This window comes from Nocardioides sp. Leaf374 (assembly GCF_916862475.1).
Classification (GTDB): domain Bacteria; phylum Actinomycetota; class Actinomycetes; order Propionibacteriales; family Nocardioidaceae; genus Nocardioides; species Nocardioides kribbensis.
The window spans coordinates 84,721-105,825 of sequence record NZ_CAKASO010000005.1; the positions used below are offsets into that span (position 1 = coordinate 84,721).

General features: G+C 75.9%; 20 protein-coding genes and 1 riboswitch. Of the genes, 11 read left to right on the top strand and 9 right to left on the bottom strand.

All coding sequences use genetic code 11. The features are described 5' to 3' along the window. Window position 1 precedes the first annotated feature (1 nt). Window positions 2–436 carry an MmcQ/YjbR family DNA-binding protein gene (locus LPA27_RS03930; RefSeq protein WP_228941581.1) on the top strand — a complete coding sequence of 145 codons (435 nt, stop codon included), beginning with the start codon at window positions 2–4 and terminating at the stop codon, window positions 434–436. Window positions 437–492: 56 nt separating this feature from the next. Then, window positions 493–1,338 carry a patatin-like phospholipase family protein gene (locus LPA27_RS03935; RefSeq protein ID WP_228941582.1) on the top strand — a complete coding sequence of 282 codons (846 nt, stop codon included), beginning with the start codon at window positions 493–495 and terminating at the stop codon, window positions 1,336–1,338. 99 nt (window positions 1,339–1,437) lie between these two features. Here the strand turns inward: LPA27_RS03935 and LPA27_RS03940 are convergent, their stop codons facing one another. The 6 genes from LPA27_RS03940 to LPA27_RS03965 form a co-directional block, all read right to left on the bottom strand. After that, entirely contained in the window at window positions 1,438–1,581 is a 144-nt protein-coding gene (locus LPA27_RS03940) for a hypothetical protein (RefSeq protein WP_165699050.1), read from the bottom strand. Window positions 1,582–1,718: 137 nt separating this feature from the next. Then, on the bottom strand, window positions 1,719–2,522 hold the full coding sequence (locus tag LPA27_RS03945) for a GNAT family N-acetyltransferase (protein ID WP_056864903.1): 804 nt from the start codon (window positions 2,520–2,522) through the stop codon (window positions 1,719–1,721). Window positions 2,523–2,569: 47 nt separating this feature from the next. Next, window positions 2,570–3,460, bottom strand: coding sequence for an HpcH/HpaI aldolase/citrate lyase family protein (locus LPA27_RS03950; RefSeq protein WP_228941583.1), 891 nt, complete (start codon window positions 3,458–3,460; stop codon window positions 2,570–2,572). Window position 3,461: 1 nt separating this feature from the next. After that, window positions 3,462–4,556 carry an HpcH/HpaI aldolase/citrate lyase family protein gene (locus tag LPA27_RS03955; RefSeq protein WP_228941584.1) on the bottom strand — a complete coding sequence of 365 codons (1,095 nt, stop codon included), beginning with the start codon at window positions 4,554–4,556 and terminating at the stop codon, window positions 3,462–3,464. Window positions 4,557–4,705: 149 nt separating this feature from the next. Next, window positions 4,706–5,275, bottom strand: a complete 570-nt coding sequence (locus tag LPA27_RS03960; protein WP_228941585.1) for a DUF1992 domain-containing protein — start codon at window positions 5,273–5,275, stop codon at window positions 4,706–4,708. A 126-nt stretch (window positions 5,276–5,401) separates the two neighbouring features. Then, window positions 5,402–6,088 (bottom strand): nitroreductase family protein, encoded by a 687-nt coding sequence (locus LPA27_RS03965; protein ID WP_228941586.1) that lies wholly within the window; start codon window positions 6,086–6,088, stop codon window positions 5,402–5,404. A 10-nt stretch (window positions 6,089–6,098) separates the two neighbouring features. Here LPA27_RS03965 and LPA27_RS03970 point away from each other — a divergent pair, with 10 nt between their 5' ends. The 5 genes from LPA27_RS03970 (at window position 6,099) to LPA27_RS03990 (ending at window position 12,850) form a co-directional block, all read left to right on the top strand. Then, window positions 6,099–7,406, top strand: a complete 1,308-nt coding sequence (locus LPA27_RS03970) for an allantoate amidohydrolase (RefSeq protein ID WP_324251237.1) — start codon at window positions 6,099–6,101, stop codon at window positions 7,404–7,406. Next, a complete protein-coding gene (locus LPA27_RS03975; RefSeq protein ID WP_228941587.1) occupies window positions 7,403–8,854 on the top strand; it encodes a formimidoylglutamate deiminase in 1,452 nt (483 codons plus the stop codon). Before LPA27_RS03970 ends, LPA27_RS03975 begins: the two co-directional genes overlap by 4 nt. A 134-nt stretch (window positions 8,855–8,988) precedes the next feature. After that, window positions 8,989–10,143: an imidazolonepropionase gene (hutI, locus tag LPA27_RS03980; protein ID WP_416383227.1), complete on the top strand. Its 1,155-nt coding sequence runs from the start codon at window positions 8,989–8,991 to the stop codon at window positions 10,141–10,143. Between the two features lie 147 nt (window positions 10,144–10,290). Then, on the top strand, window positions 10,291–11,295 hold the full coding sequence (locus tag LPA27_RS03985; protein ID WP_228941589.1) for a sucrase ferredoxin: 1,005 nt from the start codon (window positions 10,291–10,293) through the stop codon (window positions 11,293–11,295). Window positions 11,296–12,046: 751 nt separating this feature from the next. Beyond that, complete coding sequence (locus LPA27_RS03990; protein ID WP_228941590.1) at window positions 12,047–12,850, top strand: TetR family transcriptional regulator C-terminal domain-containing protein; 804 nt, start codon at window positions 12,047–12,049, stop codon at window positions 12,848–12,850. On the opposite strand, the gene LPA27_RS03995 is transcribed toward LPA27_RS03990, so the two are convergent. The 3 genes from LPA27_RS03995 to LPA27_RS04005 all read right to left on the bottom strand — a co-directional run bounded on the left by LPA27_RS03995 (window position 12,844) and on the right by LPA27_RS04005 (window position 15,823). Continuing rightward, window positions 12,844–14,247, bottom strand: a complete 1,404-nt coding sequence (locus tag LPA27_RS03995; RefSeq protein ID WP_228941591.1) for a M1 family metallopeptidase — start codon at window positions 14,245–14,247, stop codon at window positions 12,844–12,846. The genes LPA27_RS03990 and LPA27_RS03995 overlap by 7 nt on opposite strands. A 134-nt stretch (window positions 14,248–14,381) precedes the next feature. Next, window positions 14,382–14,906 carry a GNAT family N-acetyltransferase gene (locus LPA27_RS04000; RefSeq protein WP_228941592.1) on the bottom strand — a complete coding sequence of 175 codons (525 nt, stop codon included), beginning with the start codon at window positions 14,904–14,906 and terminating at the stop codon, window positions 14,382–14,384. Next, on the bottom strand, window positions 14,903–15,823 hold the full coding sequence (locus tag LPA27_RS04005) for an alpha/beta hydrolase (RefSeq protein ID WP_228941593.1): 921 nt from the start codon (window positions 15,821–15,823) through the stop codon (window positions 14,903–14,905). The genes LPA27_RS04000 and LPA27_RS04005 overlap by 4 nt, the downstream gene beginning before the upstream one ends. 104 nt (window positions 15,824–15,927) lie before the next feature. After that, window positions 15,928–16,058: riboswitch (TPP riboswitch) on the top strand. Between LPA27_RS04005 and LPA27_RS04010 the strand changes: the two genes are divergently transcribed. From LPA27_RS04010 to LPA27_RS04025, 4 genes are all read left to right on the top strand, one after another. Continuing rightward, window positions 16,048–17,169 carry a thiamine ABC transporter substrate-binding protein gene (locus LPA27_RS04010; RefSeq protein WP_228941594.1) on the top strand — a complete coding sequence of 374 codons (1,122 nt, stop codon included), beginning with the start codon at window positions 16,048–16,050 and terminating at the stop codon, window positions 17,167–17,169. (Overlaps the previous riboswitch by 11 nt.) Beyond that, window positions 17,166–18,800 carry an ABC transporter permease gene (locus LPA27_RS04015; RefSeq protein WP_056905448.1) on the top strand — a complete coding sequence of 545 codons (1,635 nt, stop codon included), beginning with the start codon at window positions 17,166–17,168 and terminating at the stop codon, window positions 18,798–18,800. The genes LPA27_RS04010 and LPA27_RS04015 overlap by 4 nt, the downstream gene beginning before the upstream one ends. Window positions 18,801–18,873: 73 nt before the next feature. Then, complete coding sequence (locus tag LPA27_RS04020) at window positions 18,874–19,947, top strand: ABC transporter ATP-binding protein (RefSeq protein WP_228941595.1); 1,074 nt, start codon at window positions 18,874–18,876, stop codon at window positions 19,945–19,947. A gap of 23 nt (window positions 19,948–19,970) precedes the next feature. Then, entirely contained in the window at window positions 19,971–21,017 is a 1,047-nt protein-coding gene (locus LPA27_RS04025; RefSeq protein WP_165699049.1) for a phosphatase PAP2 family protein, read from the top strand. The last annotated feature ends 88 nt before the right edge of the window (window positions 21,018–21,105 follow it).

Here is a 21,105-nt window from a genome sequence, read left to right on the forward strand (position 1 = left end):
CGTGGCCCACCCGCCAATGTTCGACGACGACGACCCCGCCCTGCTGCGGCTGCGCACGCTCGCGCTGGCCCTGCCCGACGCCGCGGTGAAGGTCTCCCACGGCCGCCCCGCCTTCTTCGCCGCCCCGCGCGGCAAGGTCTTCGCCTACTACGGCTGCTCCCGGCGCGTCGACGGCGCCTGGGTGCAGCACCCCCGCTGCGTGGTGGTGCTGCTCGAGCCCGGCGAGCGCGAGGCCGTGCTGGGCGACCCGCGCTCGTTCGTGCCGGCCTACCTGGGTCCCTCGGGCTGGGTCGGCCTCGACCTCGCGGCACCCGGGTCGCCGGGGTGGGAGGAGCAGTGGGCCGAGGTGGCCGAGCTGGTCGACGCGTCCTACCGGCGCACCGCGGGCCCGCGGCGGGTGGCCCGGCTCGACGCGGGCGAGCGGCACGAGGGCTGAGGTCCGCGCTCCGCGCGCCGCGCCCCCGTCGGGCGGGGGGAGGGCAGGATGGCGCCGTGACGAGACGCGGACTGGTCCTGGGCGGCGGCGGCATCACCGGGATCGCCTGGGAGACCGGCCTGCTCGCCGGCCTGGCCGAGGCGGGGGTGGACCTGACCGTCGCCGACCGGGTCGTCGGCACGTCGGCGGGCTCCATCGTGGGGGCGCAGGTCACCAGCGGCGTCGGCCTCGAGGAGCTCTACCGCCGTCAGCTGCTGCCCCCCACCGACACCGACCCGCCGGCGCGGATCGGGGTGGGCGTCGTGGCGCAGTTCGCGCTGGGGCTGCTGGCCTCGCGCGGCGACGTCGAGCGCTTCGGCCGGGTGCTGGGGCGGCGCGCCGTACGCCTGGCGGCCGCGGGGCGCACCCCCAGCGTCGAGGAGCGCTACGCGCAGGTGCGACGCCGCCTCACCAGCACCACCTGGCCCGAGCGTGACCTCGTCGTGACCGCCGTCGAGGTCGCCACCGGGGAGCTGGTGCGCTTCGGGCCCGGCGGCGACGTGGGCCTCGAGGACGCCGTCAACGCCAGCTGCGCCGTACCGTGCGTCTACCCGCCCATCCCGATCCTGGGGCGCACCTACGTCGACGGCGGCGTGCGCTCGGGCACCAACGCCGACCTCGCCGAGGGTTGCGACCCCGTGGTCGTGCTCGCCCCCGCCGACCGGGGCGTCGGGCCACTGCGCAGCGCGAGTCGGCAGCTCGCCGACCTGGGCGTGGCCCACCTGGTGATCACGCCCGACGACGACGCCCGGGCGGCCATCGGCCGCAACGTGCTCGACCCCGCGGCGCGCCCACCCTCGGCCCGCGCCGGGCACGCCCAGGCCGCCGCGTGGGTCGACCGGGTCCGCGACCTCTGGGGCTGACCGGCTGCGCGGCGCCTCACGACGACGACCCCCGACCGAGGGCCGGGGGTCGTCGTGCGGCGCGGTCGTGCCGCGGTCGTGCTGGTCGCCGAGCGGGGGTCAGAAGACCCGCCGTCGGGTGCCTCCGATCGGCACGAGGTTCAGGACCAGGCCGACGACCAGCAGGATGATGCCGACCGTCGTGAGCAGCGGGATGGACGCGAAGATGCCGATGAGCAGCAGGACAAGTCCGATGAGGACCATGTGAGACTCCCTCCAGAGTGTGGAGGTCCAGGTCTACTCCCCGACGACTGTGACGGCGCTCACCTCTGGGGGTGACCGTGCGGCGTCGTCCCAGGTCAGGCGGCCGTCGACCGCATCACGACCGGCTCACGGCTGGTTCACGAAGACCGCGCGGCGCCGCTGCGCCCGTCGAGGACGTAGGGCGTCGTGGTGGCGACCGCCCGCAGGCCGAGCCGCTCGAGGATCGGTCGCGACTGTGGCGAGGTGTCGAGGCGCACGTAGCGGTGGCCGCGGTCGCGGGCCAGCGCGGCGCGGTGCGCGACCGTCGCCCGGTAGAGCCCACGACGCCGCCACTGCGGCAGCGTCGAGCCGCCCCACATGCTGGCGAAGTCGGTGCCGCGGGTGTAGCGCAGCCACCCGGCGCACAGCACCGGCCCTGCGGGCGACTCCTCCGCCACGACGACGTCGAGCGCGTCGGGGTCGGCGCGCACCTCGGCGGCGAGCGAGCCGTCGTCGCGGCCCTCGCCCCAGATCGTGCGCAGGAGGACGTCGACCCGCGCGAGGTCCTCCTCGCTGCTCACCTGCCGCAGGGCGACGCCGTCGGGGAGCGCCACGTCGTGGACCAGCCCGGCGACCTCGCCGAGCAGCAGCGTCTCCTCGTCCTCGGCGACGAAGCCCGCCGCGACGAGCCGGTCGGCGAGGTCGGCGGGGGAGTCGTAGGAGTAGGTCTTCCACTCCACCTGCTCCCCGCGCCCGGAGAAGAACGCCACCTGCCGCGCGATCCAGTGGTCGGGGTCCTCGCCGAGACCCTCCGGGCACTCGACCATGCAGTACGACGACCCGGGCGTCGCCGGGTAGCGACGACGCACCGGGCCGTCGGTGTCGAGGACGATGCCGGGTGCGGGCTCGTCCTCCCGCCCGGCGAGGCGGATGCTGGTGTGGAACGCGTCGAGGAGGCTCACGCCCCCATCACACCACCGCCCGGACCACCGCCAGGATCACCGCCGGGTCACTGCAGCGCGGTGATCGCCTCGTGGATGCGCAGCGTGCGGGTCGCGGACTCGACGTGGAGGTTCTCCACCATCTTGCCGCGGTAGGTCACCACGCCCGAGCCCCGACCGTCCTCCCACGCCCGGAGCACGCCGCGGGCGTCCTCGACCGCCTCGAGGCTCGGGGCGAAGGCGGTGTTGGCGCCCTCGACCTGGCCGGGGTGGATGAGGGTCTTGCCGTCGAAGCCCATCTCGCGGCCCTGGCGGCACTCGGCGAGGAACCCGTCGGCGTCCTTCACGTCGTTGTAGACACCGTCGAGGATCGCGACGCCGGCGGCCCGGGCGGCCAGCAGCGACAGCGACAGCGAGGTGAGCAGCGGCGCGCGGCCGGGCACGTGCTCGGCGTAGAGCTCCTTGACCAGGTCGTTGGTGCCCATCACCAGCACCGCGAGCCGGTCGGAGGCGGCGGCGATCTCGCGCACGTCGAGGATGGCCTGCGGGGTCTCGACCATGGCCCACAGCCGGGTGTGGTCGGGGGCGCCGGCCTTCTCCAGGGCGGCGACCAGGGCACGGACCTCGTCGGCGCTGCCGACCTTCGGCACCACGACGCCGGCGGGGCCGGCCTGGGCGGCGGCCACGAGGTCGGCGTCGTGCCACTCGGTGCCGAGGCCGTTGACGCGGATGGTGACGGTGCGCCGTCCGTACTCGCCCGACGCCACGGCGGCCGCGGCCGCCTCGCGCGCCGCGGGCTTGGCGTCGGGGGCGACGGCGTCCTCGAGGTCGAGGATGAGGCCGTCGCACGGCAGCGACTTGGCCTTCTCCAGGGCGCGCTCGTTGGAGCTGGGCATGTAGAGCACCGAGCGCAGCGGGGTGTGCGCGGGGGTCTCGGGCGCGGTGGGGTGCTCGGTCATCTCAGTCCTCCGACCCGGCGGCGGCGTACTGCTCGGCGAGCTCGGGGTCGATGGCGGCCAGCTGCTCGGCCAGCTCCACCATGACCAGGCACTGCTTGAGGGAGGCGTCGTCCTCCATCTTGCCGTCGAGCATCACCGCGCCCGTGCCGTCGCCCATGGCCGCGACCACGCGCCGGGCGTGCGCGACGTCCTCGACCGACGGGCTGAAGACCCGGTGGGCGATGGCGATCTGCTTGGGGTGCAGGCTCCACGTGCCGACGCAGCCGAGCAGGAAGGCGTTGCGGAACTGGTCCTCGCAGGCCACGACGTCGGCGATGTCGCCGAAGGGGCCGTAGTAGGGGTAGATGCCGTGCATCGCGCAGGCGTCGACCATGCGGGCGATGGTGTAGTGCCACAGGTCCTGCTGGAAGACCGAGCGCGGCGCCTCGATCTCGGCGACGCCGAGCTCGTTGCGGGGCGGGTCCTGGCGCACGAGGTAGCCGGGGTGGCCGCCGCCGACGCGGGTGGTCTTCATGCGGCGGTCGGCGGCCAGGTCGGCCGGGCCCAGGCTGAGGCCCTGCATGCGCGGGCTCGCGCCGCAGATCTCCTCGACGTTGGCCATGCCGCGCGCGGTCTCGAGGATGGCGTGCACCAGGATCGGGCGGTCGAGACCGGCCTTGGCCTCGAGCTGGGCCAGCAGGCGGTCGACGTAGTGGATGTCCTCGGCGCCCTGCACCTTCGGCACCATGACCACGTCGAGCTTGTGGCCGATCGCCGGCACCAGCGTGGTGAGGTCGTCGAGGGCCCACGGGCTGTCGAGGGAGTTGATGCGCGTCCACAGCTGCGTGGGGCTGTCGGGCCCGCCGAGGCCCTCGGTCTCCTGGCCGATCCGCACGAGGCCCTCCCGCGCGGCCACCTTGTTGTCGGCCTTGACCGCGTCCTCGAGGTTGCCCAGCAGGACGTCGACGCCGCCGACCATCTGCGGGATCTTGGCCGCCATCTTCGCGTTGCTCGGGTCGAAGAAGTGGATCGCCCGGCTGGGGCGGGCCGGGATGTCGGTGGGCGGGGTGGGCGCACCCACCGCGAGGGGGCGGAGGAAGTCCTTGCTGGGTCGCATGCGCGCGAACGTAGCAGCGCACGGTTACCGACGGGTATGACCGATCTCTCGCCGGACGGACGGGGGCGGGCCGCTGCCGTGGGTGGGCCGGAGGGTGCGTCGGTGGGTGGGGCTGGTGGGTGCGTCGGCGGCCGGGTGGGAGGCCGCGGCTACCGGTCGGCTGCGCGCCGGTGCCACCAGCGGCGCCGCGGGGCGGGAGCGGCCGCGGCCCGGGCGGCGAGCGCATGGCGCTGGGCCTCGCGCCGCTCCTCGCGCCGGGCCCGCCAGCCGGCGAGGGCCGCGTCCACGTCGCGCGGCATGGTGATGAGGGGCGGGCCGTCGGTGGGGGTGTAGCGAGCGTGCAGCACGCGGGCGTTGAAGTCCTCGACCGCCCGGCGCGCCTCGGCCTCCATCGTGAAGGTGTCGAGGCGGGCGTCGAGCTCGGCGTCCTCCTTGCGCAGGGCCAGGCTCGGCGGCAGCACGCCGGTGATCTGCTCGCGCTCGACGAGCTTCTTGACCCACCAGTCGGGGTCGTGGTCGGTGCCGAGGCCCTGGATCGGCTTGCCCGCGCCGGGCAGGTCGTCGAAGTCGCCGCGGGCCATGGCCACGCGGATCTGCTGGTCGACCCAGCTGGACTGGTGCTGGATGCGGGCGGCGGCCGCGCTCTGCCCGCTGCGCTTGCGCCGCTCGCGCTCGTCGGCGGCCTGGTCCCTGCGGGCCGCCCGGGTCTCGTCGCTCATCTGACCTCACCTCCGCGTGCCCCAGCCTACGGACCCCCCGGGGACGGGCCGTCTCGGATCCGAGACGGCCTGGCCCCCCGGCGCGTTGACCGGCCGCGCGGCGGCCGGTGGACTGGCTCGGTGCCGCTACCCGTCGTCGTCCGCCGCCCTGCTGTCGGCACCGTCGGCGCCACCGGCACCGTCGGCGCCGGTGGCGGCGCCCGCGCCGGCTCCCCAGCGGCCGCGGTGGAGGACCTCCTCCAGCGGCCGGCGCCCACGGCGCGCCGGAGAGCCGGCGCTGCCGGTGTCGGCGACCCGGTGGCCCAGGGCGACCACCCCGATCGGGTCGACCTCGTCGGGCAGCCCGAACGCCTCGCGCAGCGCGGCCTCGCGCCCCGGGGGCACACCGAAGAAGCAGGCCCCCAGGCCCTCGTCGACCGCGGTCTGCAGGATGAGCAGGCTGGCCATCGCGGCGTCCATGTGCCAGTAGGGCTTGGCCCAGCGCGCCTCCGCACGGTCCTCCCAGCCCTTGTCGGGCTCGGCGTAGCGGGCGAGGTAGGCCGACTTGCTGCTGCACGGCACGATCACCACCGGCGCGGTCATCATGCCCGCCAGCCACGGGCCGGGGTCGTCCACGTCGTCGCTGGTGGCCTCCCAGAAGCGGCGCACGTCGGCGGGGTCCTCCAGCACCAGGAAGCCCCAGCCCTGGCTGAAGCCGGCGCTCGGCGCACGGGTCGCGTGCTCGATCGCGCGGGTCACCACGGCCGGGTCGACCGGTCGGTCGCTGTAGCGGCGCACCATGCGGCGACGCCGCACCACGTCTCGGAACTCCACGGAGGTCACTGTGCCCGACACCCCCGCTGAGCGGCCCGCCGGCCGTCGCCCGGACTTCGAGGCGATGTGGCGCGACCTCGCGCCCGTCGGCCGCTCGGCGCGCACCGGCGGCTACCACCGGCGGCCGTGGGACGGCGCCGAGCGCGAGCTGCGCGCGTGGTTCCTGGAGCAGTGCGCGGGCCGCGGGCTCGACGTACGGGTCGACGGGCTGGGCAGCGTCGTGGCGTGGTGGCGCCCGGAGGGGGCGAGCGGTCCGGGGGTGCTGACCGGCTCGCACCTCGACTCCGTCGACGACGGCGGGGCCTACGACGGTCCGCTCGGCGTCGTCTCGGCCCTGGCCGCGCTGGACCGGCTGCGCGAGCGGGGCGTGCGGCCCGGCCGTCCGGTCGGGGTGTCGGTGTTCGCGGAGGAGGAGGGCTCGCGCTTCGGGCGAGCCTGCCTGGGCTCGCGGTGGGCCACCGGCAGGGCGGCGTGGGCCGACCTGCGCGAGCTCGTCGACCCCGACGGCGTGCGGCTGCCCGACGCGCTGGAGGCGGCCGGGCTGGGGCAAGGGCTCGAGGAGGGGCCGGGCGCAGGGTCGGGCGCCGGGTCGGGCGTGGGGTCGCGCGGAGGATCGGGCACAGGGCCGGGGACCGGGCTGCTCGAGGGCGTCGGCACCTTCGTCGAGCTGCACGTCGAGCAGGGCCGGGCACTGGTCGACCTCGACGCGCCGGTGGGCGCGGCTCGCGGCATCTGGCCGCACGGGCGCTGGCGGCTCGACCTCGAGGGCCGCGCCGACCACGCCGGCACGACCCGCATGGAGGACCGCGCCGACCCGGTGCTGACCTTCGCGATGATCGCGCTCGCGGCCCACAAGCAGGCGCGGCTGGCCGGGGCCCGCGCCACGATCGGGCGGGTCGAGGTGACCCCGGGGTCGACCAACGTCATCGCCTCCAAGGTCGGCGCCTGGCTCGACGCCCGGGCCGCGAGCGAGCCCGAGCTGGAGGCGCTGGTCGCCGCGATCACCGCCCAGGGCGTCGCCCGCGCCGAGCGCGACGGCACCTCGCTGGCGGTGCACCCCGAGTCGGTCTCGGGAGCGGTGGGCTTCGACCCGGCGCTGGTCGGGGTCCTCGACGCGGTCGGGCGCGGCTGGCCGGTGCTCGACACGCAGGCCGGCCACGACGCGGGCGTGCTCGCCGCGGCCGGCGTGCCGACGGCCATGCTCTTCGTGCGCAACCCCACCGGCGTCTCGCACTCCCCGGCCGAGCACGCCGAGGTCGCCGACTGCCTCGCCGGCGTCGAGGCGCTGGCCGACGCGCTCGAGGTGCTGGCGCGGTGAGCGGACCTGTCACCGGCCCCTCGACCGGCCCCTCGACCGGCCCCGCGACCGGCGGCTCGCCCCGGGGAGCCGCCCGCCCGGCCGGCGCCGGGGCCGGCGCGGCCACCGCGGCGTACGTGCTGCGGCGGGCGTGGGTCGGCGGCGCCACCCGCGACGACGTCCTGGTGGAGGTGGCCGACGGTCGCTTCACGCGCGTGGAGCCGGGGGGCGCGGTGGGCGAAGGGCGCGAGGGGCGCGAGGGGCGCGAGGCGGTGGTGCTCGACGGCCTGGTCGTGCCGGGGCAGGCCAACGCCCACAGCCACGCCTTCCACCGCGCGCTGCGGGGGCGCACCCAGCGCGGCCGGGGCACGTTCTGGACCTGGCGCGAGCAGATGTACGCCGTCGCCGCGCGCCTGGACCCCGACTCCTACCACCGCCTCGCCCGGGCCGTCCTCGGGGAGATCGTCGCCTCGGGCGTGACGACCCTCGGGGAGTTCCACTACCTCCACCACCGGCCCGACGGCACGCCCTACCCCGACCACGCGATGGAGCTCGCCCTCGTCGAGGCCGCCCGCGCGGTCGGACTGCGGCTGACCCTGCTCGACACCTGCTACCTCAGCAGCGGCTTCGGCGCCCCGGTCGAGGGTGTGCAGCGGCGGTGCAGCGACGGCTCCGCGCAGGCCTGGGCCGAGCGGCGCGCCGCGCTGGTCGAGCGGCTGCACGGGAGCGACGACGTCGTCGTGGGCGCGGCGATCCACTCGGTGAGGGCGGTGCCCCGGGTCGACCTGCCGACGGTGGTGGCCGCGGCCGCCAGCGGCCCGCTGCACGTGCACCTCTCCGAGCAGCCGGCCGAGAACGCCGCCTGCCTCGCCGCCCACGGCGTCACCCCGACCCGCCTGCTCGCCGACGCCGGCGCGCTCGGCCCCCGGACCACCGCGGTCCACGCCACCCACCTCACCGACGCCGACGTCGACCTCCTCGGCGGCTCCGGCACGCGCGTCTGCCTCTGCCCGACCACCGAGCGCGACCTCGGCGACGGCGTCGGCCCCGCGCGCCGTCTCGCCGACGCGGGAGCGGTCCTCTCGCTGGGCAGCGACAGCCACGCCGTGGTCGACCCCTGGGAGGAGATGCGCGCCCTGGAGCTCGACGAGCGGCTGACCTCGCGCCGCCGCGGTCACTGGAGCGCGGGCGAGCTCCTCGCGGCCGGCACCGACCACGCCGGGCTCGGCTTCCCCGACGCCGGACGCCTCGAGGTCGGCGCCCGGGCCGACCTGGTCGTGCTCGACACGACCTCCCCGCGCACCGCCGGCACCGGCTACGACGAGCACACCGCCGTCTTCGCCGCGAGCGCCGCCGACGTCCTCGCCGTCATGGTCGACGGTCGCTGGGTCGTCGGCCCCGCGGCCCCGGCCCCCGACCAGCCCCTCGGCGCCGCCCTGGCCGCCGCGATCCAGGAGGTCCTGCCGTGACCGGTGGCCCGCACACCCCCCTCACCCCGCCCGGCCCCACCCCGCCCGGCCCCACCCCGCCCGGCCCTACCCCATCCATCCCGTCCGGCCCGCCCGGCCCGTCCGGTGCGGGCGGGGCCGCCGGGCCGACCACCCTGCTGACCGGCATCGGGGAGCTGGTGACCAACGACCCCGAGGACGACGACCTGCTCGGGCTGCGCCACGACGCGGCGCTGCTGGTCAAGCGCGGACGGGTCGCGTGGGTGGGGCCGGCGGCGTCGGCGCCGACGGCCGACCTGCGCGTGGACCTCGGCGGGCGGGCCGTGCTGCCGGGCTTCGTCGACTCCCACTCCCACCTGGTGCACGCCGGCGACCGGGCCGCGGAGTTCGAGGCACGGATGGCCGGGCGTCCCTACGCCGCCGGCGGCATCCGCACCACGGTCGCCGCGACCCGCGCCGCCACCGACGAGCAGCTGACTGCCACGGTGGCGCGCCTGGTCGCGGAGATGCGTCGGCAGGGCACGACGACGCTGGAGACCAAGAGCGGCTACGGCCTGACCGTGCGCGACGAGGCGCGCTCGCTCGCGGTGGCGCGCCAGTTCACCGAGGAGACGACGTACCTGGGGGCCCACGTCGTGCCCGCCGAGCTCGCCGACGACCCGGCGGCCTACGTCGACCTCGTCACCGGGCCGATGCTGGAGGCCGCCGCGCCCCACGCCCGGTGGATCGACGTCTTCTGCGAGACCGGCGCCTTCGACGCCGACCAGGCCCGCGCGGTGCTCGCTGCGGGAGCGGCGGTCGGGCTGCGGGGGCGCCTGCACGCCAACCAGCTCGGGCCCGGGCCCGGGGTGCTGCTGGCCGCCGAGCTCGGTCTGAGCGCCGTCGACCACTGCACCTACCTCACCGACGCCGACGTCGACGCGCTGCGCGAGACGGCCACGGTCGCGACCCTGCTGCCGGGCGTGGAGTTCTCCACGCGGCAGCCCTACCCCGACGCCCGCAGGCTGCTCGATGCCGGCGTGCGGGTGGCGCTGGCCAGCGACTGCAACCCCGGCTCCAGCTTCACCAGCAGCATGGCCTTCTGCATCGCCCTGGCCGTGCGCGAGATGGGCCTCACCGCGGGCGAGGCCGTGCACGCGGCCACGGCGGTCGGGGCGGCCGCGCTCGACCGCGACGACGTCGGACGGCTCACCGTCGGGGCCCGCGCCGACCTGGTCGTGCTCGACGCGCCGAGCCACGTGCACTTGGCCTACCGGCCCGGGGTGCCGCTCGTGCAGGCGGTCTGGGTCGGTGGTCGGCAGGTGGTGTGAGCGGGCGCCCCGGACCCCGGTCAGGCCCTGCGCCCGGCCCCCCCGCTCGGCTCCGCGCTCGGCCCGCGCTCGGCCCCGCGCCCGGTGCCGGGTCCGAGCTCACGGCCGTCCCGAGGCCCGAGCCACACGGCGTGGTCTGATGGGCCGGTGGACCTCCGCTGCGCCGCCGCCAGCCTCGCCGACGACGAGCCGCTCGCCGGCACCGCACCCACCGACCGTCGCTGGCTCTTCCTCGAGCAGCCCGGGCCGTGGGGGCGCAAGGCGCTCCGCGAGTCGCGCCTGCCCGAGTCCGCCCGCGCCCACCTCGCCGGTCTGCGCGACGTGCGCGTCCAGCTGCTCCGTCGCCCCGGCGCCCGTACGCCGCTGCCCGGCGAGGTCACACCGGCCCGGGTGGTCGTGGCCCACCTCGACGACGGGGAGGCACCGCGGCTCTGGTCGGCCACGCTGCCCTCGGCCGACGCCGTCACCGGGGTCGACCCCCACGACCCCGAGGGTTCCGGGCTGCTGCCCCACCGCGACGACGCGGAGCCGCTGTGGCTGGTGTGCACCAACGGCTCGCGGGACCTGTGCTGCGCCGAGCTCGGTCGCCCGGTCGCCGCGGCGCTGGCCGCCCGCTGGCCCGAGGGCACCTGGGAGACCACCCACCTCGGCGGCCACCGCTTCTCCGGGACCCTGCTGGCCCTCCCCAGCGGACTGGCCCTCGGCCGGGTCGGCGCCGACGACGCCGTGGCGGTGGCCGAGGCCGTCGTGGCCGGTGCGCTCCCGCCCGGGCGCGTACGGGGGAGCGCCGGGCGGTCCGCGCCCGAGCAGGTCGCCGAGCTGGCGGTGCGCGAGCGGCTCGGGCTGGCCCACGACGTGCCGCTCGCGGTCAGCCTCGAGGCGCTCCCGCCGCCGCGTGCCGAGGTGCACGCAGAGGGGCGGCAGGCAGCGGGGCAGGCAGAGGGAGAGGCAGAGGGACAGGCAGAGGGACAGGCAGAGGGACAGCAGGCCGTGCTGCGGGTCGTCGACCCCGCGGGTGCGTTCGTGGCGACCGTCCACCTGTCGTCCACGGTGGCGCCCCGCCTCGGGTCCTGCGGCGACACCCGGGCCAAGCCGGCGACGAGCTGGCACGCCGACCACGTGCAGCTCGACCGCGGGGGAGAGACCCGCTGAGTCGATGCCTCGCGCGCGGAGCAGTCACCGTGCTCGGCCCCGCGGCAGGCATCGGCGACGGGTGACCGGAGCTCACGAGTCGCTCCCTGAGACGTGCCCTGGGCGTGGTCGAACGCTCGTCCCATCCCGGTCATGACCGCGGGGTCCTCGCGCTCGGCTCGCGTCCGTCGCTGACTGGCGCGTCCGTCGGCCCGGCTCGCCGGGGCCGGCTTCAGTGGTGGTGGGTCGTTCGCTCCGTCCGCGGATCCTCACCGACGCGCTCCCACCGCCGCGCTCCCACCGCCGCAGGCCCGCCCGGCCCGCGCCTGCTGCCGACCGAGCGTGCCTGGTCGCTCCGGCTTCGGAGGAGTCGCTCGTGGGTTGATCGAATGTTCGTTCAACGTCTCGGCAGGACCGGAGCGCTCCGCCCTTGGGCTCGCTGCTGGTCGGTGCGGCCGGTCGCTCCGGCTTCGGGGGAGTCGCTCGTGGGTTGATCGAACGTTCGTTCAACGTCTCGGCATGACCGGAGCGCTCCGCCCTTGGGCTCGCTGCTGGTCGGTGCCGCTTGTCGCTCCGGCTTCGCGGGGGAGTTGCTCGCGGGTTGATCGAACGTTCGTTCAACCCGCGGACGCTCACCGCGGACTGCCGACGAGCGACCGGCGGCCGCGAGGGGCAGCCGGCGGTGAACCGGTCTGTGGAGAGGCGGCCGGTGGCGACCGGGGCCTGTGGAGAGCCGGCGACGCGCTGCGTCAGACCGTGTTGGGATGACGTCGTGCCCCGGATCCTCGACACCACCTACCGCGTCGAGGAGCTCGCGGCCGCCGTGTCGCGGCTGGTGACGCGTGACGGGGTGGAGGCCCTGTCGCTGCGCCGGATCGCGGCCGAGGCCGACCTCAGCCCGAGCACCGTGCTGCACCACCTCGGCGGACGGGAGCGGCTGATGCAGCTGATGTGCGTCCGGGCCTGGGCCGGTGTGCGAGCGACCAGCGACCTCGGCGGCAGGGGCCGGGGCGACGGTCCCCTCGCGACGCTGCTGCCCCTTGGTGAGGAGGGCCACCGCGCGGTCAGGGTGTGGCTGGCCCTCTGCGAGCTCGCCCGGGCCGACGACGCCCTCGCCGCGGCGGTCGCGCAGGCCCGGACCCAGGAGCGCCACTGGATCCGACACCTGACCGGCCTCGACGACGAGGTCGCCCTCGACGTGCTCCAGGGTCTGGTCGACGGGCTCCGGGTCGCGCTCTGCGACCGGCAGGAACCGTGGTCGCCGCAGCGGGCGATCGACGCCCTCGGCTGGGCCACCATCGCGCTCCTGCGCCAGCACGGGCCGGTCCGCGAGCCACGCCGACCCGCGGCCCCCGGCCAGGCCGGCTACCCCGGGCCCGGGCCCACCGACCAACAGTCCCACGACCCCGGACCCAGCGACCCCGGACCCAGCGGCCCCGGACCCAGCGGCCCCGGACCCAGCGACCCCGGACCCAGCGACCCCGGACCCAGCGACCCCGGGCTCAGCGACCCCGAGCCCAGCGACCCCGAGCCCAGCGACTCCGGACCCAGCGACTCCGAGCCCAGCGGTCAGTAACCGGCCGGCTTGCCCGCCTTCTCCAGCCAGGTGCGGAAGAGCGGCGACAGCTCGCGACCGGAGACCCGCTCCGCGAGCCGCACGAGCTGCGCGGTGCGCACGCTGCCGTCCTCGTTGCGCTGCGCCCACAGCCGCACGATTCGGAAGAAGTCGTCGCCGCCGACCTCCTTGCGCAGCGCGTGCAGCGTCATCGCCCCGCGGTTGTAGACCGGGCTGCCGAAGAGGTCGGCGGCGTCGGTGAACTCGGTGGGCGCCGGGCGCCACAGGGCACCCGAGGCCGGGGTGGCGTACAGGTCGTCGAAGTGCTCCTGAGCGGTGTCACCGCCGTGGCGGGCGTCCCAGAGCCACTCGGCGTAGGTCGCGAAGCCCTCGGCCAGCCAGATGTCGTGCCAGTCGACCAGGGTCACGGAGTCGCCGAACCACTGGTGCGCGGTCTCGTGGACGAGCGCGCCGTCGGCGGCCCCGACCGAGGGGTAGAACGGACGGGTCTGGGTCTCCAGCGCGTAGCCCACGTCGGCGTCGTCGACGACCAGCCCGGCGGCGTCGAAGGGGTAGGGGCCGAAGAGCCTCTCCTGGAAGGCGATCACCTTCGGCAGCAGCCGCCGCGCCGCAGCGGCGTCGCCGCCGGTCACGTCGGTGAAGGACCAGATCGGGATCGTGCGGCCGTCGACCGACTCGGTCTGCGACTCGAAGACGTCGAACTGCCCGATCGAGACCATGGCCAGGTAGGTCGCCATCGGGTCGTCGGCCCGCCAGGTCCACGTGGTGGTGAGGCCCTCGTCGCGCCGGGAGACGAGCACGCCGTTGGCGGTGGCCTCGTAGCCGGTGGGCACGGTGAGGCGGAAGGTGTAGCGCGCCTTGTCGCCGGGGGTGTTGTTGGAGGGGATCCAGGTCATCGTGCCGACCGGCTCGCCCAGGGCGGTGGCGCCGTCGGCCGTGCGGACCCAGCCCTCGGTGGACCCGTCGGGGTCGATGTGCTCCTGCGGCTCCCCGGCGTAGTCGACGCGCACCGTGAAGCGCCCCCGGTCGAGCCCGCCGTCGGGGCGCACCGTGAGCTCGTGGCCGTCGCGCGAGAAGGCGGCCTGCTCGCCGTCGACCAGCACGCGTGACACGTCGAGACCCTCGAGGTCGAGGTCGAAGCGGCCCAGGTCGCGCGCCGCGACGGCGACGATCCGCGTCGTGGCGGTGAGCCGGTTGGTCACGGGCGTGTAGTCGAGCGACACGTCGTAGGACCGGACCTGGTAGCGCGCGTCGCCCTGCCGCGGGAAGAGCGTGTCGCCGCCCGCACCGGCCTCGCTGCCGGCCTGGGCCGCGTACGCCGCCGGGGGCGCGAGCGCCACCACCCCGGTCGAGGCGAGGGCGAGGGTGGCCAGGGAGAGTCCGAGTCGTCGCAGCACGTCTCGGACCCTACGCCCGCCCGACCCCGCCGGCGACCGCCCCGCCCCGCCCCCGGTGGTCGAGGAGGGAGCGCCAGCGACCGTCTCGAAACCTCCGCGGCCCCCACCACCCCCGCAGGCCACGCCGGGACCTCTCAGCCGCGCCGCCGCATCGGTACGTGGGGGATGCCGTCCTCCAGGAACTCCGGCCCGTCGACGGCGAAGCCGAAGCCGGCGTACCAGCCCGCCAGCGGCGCCTGGGCGTCGAGCACGACGTCACGGCGCACCGCGCTCCCGGTCTCGGCCCCGGTCCCGACCCCGTCGCACAGCGCCACGCACGCCTCCATCAGCGCACCGCTGAGCCCTCGCCCGCGCCCCGCGGGATGCAGCACGACCCGGCCGATACGCCACGTGTCGCCGTCGTCGAGCACCCGGGCGTAGCCCAGCACCGGCACCTCGTCGGGTCGCTCGGGGTCGGGGAGCACGACGTGGCGGGTGCCGGGCTCGGTGTCACGGCCGTCGAGGTCGGGGTAGGGGCAGGCCTGCTCGACCACGAAGACCTCCTGCCGCAGCCGCCACACGGCGTAGGCGACCGCGGGCGCGAGCCCCGCGAAGTCGCTCGACCACACCACCGGGCCGCCCGCCGAACCGCCCGCCGAACGGCCCACCGGGCCGCTCACCGGGCCGACCCCCGCAGGAAGGCCTCGACGGTGCGCCGGGCCCGACGTGCCTCGGGGATGAGCGGCAGGATCGGGTAGACGTGGATGAGGTCGGGCTCCTCGACGTAGGTGAGGTCCCACCCGGCCTCGGCGGCCCGCCGCGCCAGCAGCCGTACGCCGGGGACGAGCAGGTCGCGCGTGCCGCAGAGCACGAGCGCCGGCGGCAGGCCGGCGAGGTCGCCCAGCGCCGGGGAGACCTCGGGGCGGGCCAGGTCGTCGGGGGAGCCGGCCCACCACGCGGCGTAGGCGTGCAGCTTGGACTCGAAGAGCCACGGGTCGCGCGCCGCGAACCACCGCGTCGCGGGCGTGGAGGTGGTGAGGTCGACCCAGGGCGAGAGCAGCAGCAGCCGCTCCAGCGACCCCGCCGGGTCGAGACCGCGGTCGCGCACGCTCTGGGCCACGGCCAGCGCGATGCCGCCGCCGGCGGAGTCGCCGCCCAGCAGCACCGGGCCGTGGGCGCAGGCGCGCGCGACGACGTCGACGAGCCGGTCGTGGGAGTCGGCCCAGGTGCTGCCCGGGGCCAGCGGGTAGTCGGGCAGCACCACCCGCACCCCGAGCCGGCGGGCGAGCGCGGCGGCGTAGCGCACGTGGAAGGGGTCGATGCCGGCGACGTAGGCGCCGCCGTGCATCCACACCAGGGTCCGCTCGGGCTCGACCCCGCGTGGGGCGAGCACGTGCACGTCGAAGCCGGCGGAGGAGTCGGTGACCAGGGTGAAGCGCCGCGCGAAGCCGGGCACCAGCCCCGTCGCCAGCCCGGGCGCGCGGCGTGCCTGCCCCTCGAGCACGCGCTCGCGCTCCTCGGGCAGCGAGCTCAGCTCGCCGGCCCGGCGCAGTCGGGGGATGAGGGTCGCGAGGAGCTGGTGGCGGAGGCTCGGCACGCCGGAAGCCTCTCAGACCCCGCCAGCCGCACCCACCGGGCGGGCGCCGGGTGGCCACGGCCCGGCGGCCGACCGTGCCGGAGCGGCCGGCGACCTACACTGGCCGCAGAAGACAGGGGAGCACGACCGGCCACCGGTGGCGTGCTGAGAGTGCGGACGACGAGTCGCGTCGTACCGCAGACCCTCCGAACCTGCTCCGGTTAGCACCGGCGAAGGGAGTCCACATGAGGCGTGCGCGCGCACTCACCGTCCTGACCACCGCGGTGGTCCTCGGCCTCACCCCGGCCTGCTCACTGGTCGGCACCGGCGACGACGACCCGACCGCCGGTGACGCGGGCGGTGCGGGCCCCTCCTCCACCGACGCCGGCGGCACCGAGGGGGCCACCGGCGACGGCAGCGAGGTCGTGCTGGTCACCCACGAGTCGTTCTTCCTGCCCACGAAGGTCGAGCGTGCCTTCGAGCGGCAGTCGGGCTACGACCTCGTGGTCCGCGCCTCCGGTGACGCCGGCAGCCTGACCAACAAGCTGGTCCTGACCAAGGACTCCCCGACCGGCGACGTGGCCTTCGGCGTGGACAACACCTTCGCCTCCCGCGCCCTGGAGGAGGGCGTCTTCGCCCCCTACTCCTTCGAGACCCCCGCCGGGGTCTCCGACTACGCGGTGCCCGGCGACGACGACGGGGCGCTGACCGCGGTCGACAACGGCAACGTGTGCGTCAACGTCGACGAGACGTGGTTCGCCGAGCGCGACCTCGAGCCGCCGGCCTCGCTCGACGACCTCACCGACCCCGCCTACCGCGACCTGCTCGTGGTGCCCGGGGCCACGACCAGCTCCCCGGGCCTGGCCTTCCTGCTGGCCACGATCGCGGAGTACGGCGAGGACTGGCCCGACTACTGGGCCGACCTCATGGACAACGGCGCCAAGCTCGTCGACGGCTGGTCGGACGCCTACCAGACCGACTTCACCCAGGGCGGCGGCTCCGGCGACCGCCCGGTCGTCGTCTCCTACGACTCCTCCCCGGCCTTCACCCTCGCCGACGACGGCTCGTCGACCACCCGGGCGCTGCTCGACACCTGCTTCCAGCAGGTCGAGTACGTCGGGGTCCTGGCGGGCGCGGAGAACGTGGCCGGGGCCGAGGCGCTGGTGCGCTTCATGACCGGGCCGGAGGTGCAGGCCGCGCTGCCGGAGTCGATGTACGTCTTCCCGGTCGTCGAGGGCACCGAGCTGCCGACCGACTGGGCGCGGCACGCCGCGCGCCCCACCGACCCCTACGAGGTCGACCCCGCCGAGATCGCCACCGAGCGCGCCACGTGGCTGCAGGAGTGGACGGACGTCGTCACCCGGTGAGGCGGGCGCTGACCCTGCTGGCGCTCGCGGCGCTGCCGGTGGCGGTGCTGGCGGTCTTCTTCGTGCTGCCGGTGAGCGGCATGCTGGCACGCGGCTTCGTCGTCGACGGCGTGCTCGACCCGGGTGCCGTGCTCGAGGTGCTGGGCCGCGAGCGGGTGCACCGGGTGCTGTGGTTCACCGTCTGGTCGGCGACGGTGGCCACGGCGCTGTCGGTGCTGCTGGGCCTGCCGGCCGCCTTCGCCCTGCACCGCCTCGACTTCCCGCTGCGCCGGGTGGTGCGCGCCGCTCTGCTCGTGCCCTTCGTGCTGCCGACCGTGGTCGTCGGCATCGCCTTCCGCCAGCTGCTGGGCGAGGCGGGCCCGCTGGCCTTCCTCGGCCTCGACGGCAGCCCGGTGGCGATCGTGGCGGGCCTGGTCTTCTTCAACGTCGCCGTGGTCATCCGCGGCGTGGGCGCGGCGTGGGAGTCGCTCGACCCGCGCCCGGGCGAGGCGGCCGCGGCGCTGGGTGCGAGCCCGCTGCAGGTGCTGCGCACCGTGACGCTGCCGGCGCTGCGCCCGGCGATCGTGTCGTCGGCCAGCGTGGTCTTCCTCTTCTGCGCCACCGCCTTCGGCGTCGTGCTGACCCTGGGCGGGCTGCGCTACTCCTCGGTGGAGACCGAGATCTACCTGCTCACCACCAACCTGCTCGACCTCCAGGCGGCCGCGGCCCTGTCGATCCTCCAGCTCGTGGCGGTCACCGCGCTGCTGCTGGTGGCCGCGCGGCTGCGGGCGGTGCCCGATCCGACGCTGGCGCGCGTCGTGCCCCGCCCGCGCCGCCCCCGCCGCGGCGACCTCCCCCAGCTGGGCGCCACCGCGCTGCTGCTCGTGGTGGTCGCCGCGCCCGTGGCCGTGCTGGTGAGCGGCTCGCTGCGCGTCGACGACGCCTGGAGCCTGGGCAACTACCGCGCCCTGCGCACCCCCGGCGAGGGCGGCGCCCTGCTGGTGCCGGTGACCGACGCGCTGCTCACCTCGCTGCGCACCGCGGTCGACGCGACCTGGATGTCGCTGACCCTGGGCCTGCTGGTGGCCGTCGTGGTCACCCGGGGCTCCCGCGGGCGGGCCGAGCGGCGGGTGCGTGCGGCCCTCGACGGCTTCTTCATGCTGCCCCTGGGCGTCTCGGCGGTGACGCTCGGCTTCGGCTTCCTCATCACCCTCGACTCCCCGCCGCTCGACCTGCGCGACTCCCCGCTGCTGGTGCCGGTGGCCCAGGCGCTGGTGGCGCTGCCGCTGGTGGTGCGCACGATCGCCCCCGTGCTCGGCGGCGTCGACGACCGGCAGCGCCAGGCGGCCGCCTCGCTGGGCGCCGGGGCCTGGCGCACCGTGCTCACCGTCGACCTGCCGGTGGTGTGGCGCCCCCTGCTGGCCGCCGCCGGCTTCGCCTTCGCGGTGTCGCTGGGGGAGTTCGGGGCCACGTCCTTCCTCGCGCGCGAGGAGTCCCCGACCCTGCCGGTGGTCATCTACCGCCTCATCGGCAGCCCCGGGGCGATGAACTACGGCATGGCCCTGGCCGCCTCCGTGGTGCTGGCCGCGGCCACCGCCGGTGTGATGCTGGCCGTCGAGCGGCTGCGCGTGCCGTCGCTGGGGGCCCTGTGACCGGCCCTGTGACCGGCCCCGTGACCGGCCTCGTGACCGGCCCCGTGACCGGCCCGACGACAGGAGGAGCGCGATGCTCGCGCTGAGCGACGTCTCGGTGTCCTACGACGGCCGCCCGGCCGTCAGCGGGCTCGACCTCGACCTCCCCGACGGCCAGGTGCTCGCCGTGCTGGGCCCCTCGGGGTGCGGCAAGTCGACGCTGCTGCGCGCGGTGGCCGGCCTCGAGCCCGCGACGGGCCGGATCGCGTGGGACGGCGACGACCTGGCCCGCGTGCCGACCCACAGGCGGGGCTTCGCGCTGATGTTCCAGGACGGGCAGCTCTTCGGCCACCTCACCGTCGGGCGCAACGTGGGCTACGCCCTGCGCCTGCGCCGCCGCTCGCGCTCCGGGACCCGCGAGCAGGCCCGCCGCGTCGAGGAGCTGCTCGAGCTGGTCGGGCTCACCGGCTACGCCGACCGGCTGCCCGGCACGCTGTCGGGCGGCGAGCGCCAGCGGGTGGCGCTGGCCCGCTCGCTGGCCGTCGAGCCCCGGCTGCTGCTGCTCGACGAGCCGCTCTCGGCCCTCGACGCCGGGCTGCGCGAGCGGCTGGCCGTGGAGCTGCGCGACATCCTGCGCCGCGCCGGCACGACCGCGCTGATGGTGACCCACGACCACGAGGAGGCCTTCACCGTGGCCGACCGGCTCGCGGTGATGCGGGCGGGTCGCCTGGTGCAGCACGGCGACATCGGCGAGGTGTGGCGCCACCCCGTCGACGAGGCCACCGCCCTCTTCCTGGGCTACGCCCGCGTCCTGCACGGCCCCGCGGCCGACCGGGTGCTGGCGGCGGCCGGCCGGCCCGTCGCCGCGGGCGGGGCCGCGGCGGTCGCCGTACGCCGCTCCGCGCTGCAGCTGGCCACGCCCGGGCAGACGGGCGCACAGCCGGGCGCACAGACGGGCGCGCAGGTCGGCGCGCTGGCGGCGACGGTGCGCTCGCTGCGGGGCACGCCGGAGCAGCTGCGGCTGGTCCTCGACGTCGACGGGGTGGGCGAGGTCGACGCCGTGGCGGGCCTCGACCACCGGGTAGCGCCGGGCGACCGGGTGGGCGTGGTGGTGGACGCCACGCGGCTCGCGGTGCTCCCCGGGGCGCGCGGAGGGGGCGAAGCGTAGGGACAGTCCTTACACTGACCTGCGTGTATCGCCGCGCCTACGTCCTCCTCGTGGTCACCGCGATCGGGATGGGCCTGTGGGCCGTCATCACCGCCGCCGTGCTCGACCAGGGCCTCGTCGACCCCGAGGGCAGCTTCCTCGGCCCGTCGTGGCTGCGCCTGCCGCTGCTGCTGCTCGGCGCGCTGCTGCTCGACCTGCTGCCACGCACGCTGTGGTACTCCAAGGGCCGCCCGACGCTGATGCCGGCGATCGTGCGCGAGCGCCTGCGCTCGCACTGGAACAAGGAGCGCCTGACGCTGGTCGCGCTCGGCATCATCTGCTTCTACGTCGTCTACGTCTGCTACCGCAACATCAAGTCCTACCTCCCGCTCGTCTCCGACCGGATGTACGACCGCGAGCTGCACCTGCTCGACCGCGCGCTCTTCTTCGGCAACGACCCCGCGATCGTGCTGCACGACCTGCTCGGCACCACCGTCGCCGCCCACCTGCTCAGCTACATCTACCTGTGGTTCCTGCCGCTGGTGCCGCTGGCGGTCACGGCCTGGCTGGTGTGGTCGCGCAACATGTCCTACGGCTACTGGTTCGTCACCTCGCAGTGCGTGGCGTGGACCCTCGGCACGATCTCCTACTACGCCCTGCCCACCCTGGGCCCGGGCCTTGAGTACGTCGCGATCTACCAGCCGCTGGCCGACACACCGACGACGTCGCTGATGGAGTCGCTGGTCTACACCCGGCAGAGCTACATGATCCCGGGCCTGGAGGGCCAGGTGCAGTCGGTCGCCGGCTTCGCCAGCCTCCACACCGCGATCACGCTGCTGGTGGCCCTCATGGTGCAGTTCACGCTGCAGAACCGTGTGCTCAAGGTCGTCTTCTGGGTCAACTTCGGCGTCACCGTCGTCGCCACCCTCTACTTCGGCTGGCACTACATCGCCGACGACATCGCCGGCATCATGATCGCGCTGGTCGCCTTCTACGTCGGTGGCCTGGCCAGCGGGCAGAAGTTCGACCGCTACCCCCTCCAGTCGCACCCGACGACCACCACCTCGAAGGTGCCCGTCTCCCGCGACTGAGCCCCCGGCCCGGACCGCGCCCGCCCCGGTCTCACCCGTGAGGGCGGCAGATCGGGCGTTTCCCTGGGCGCCCCGGTGACCCGCGAGT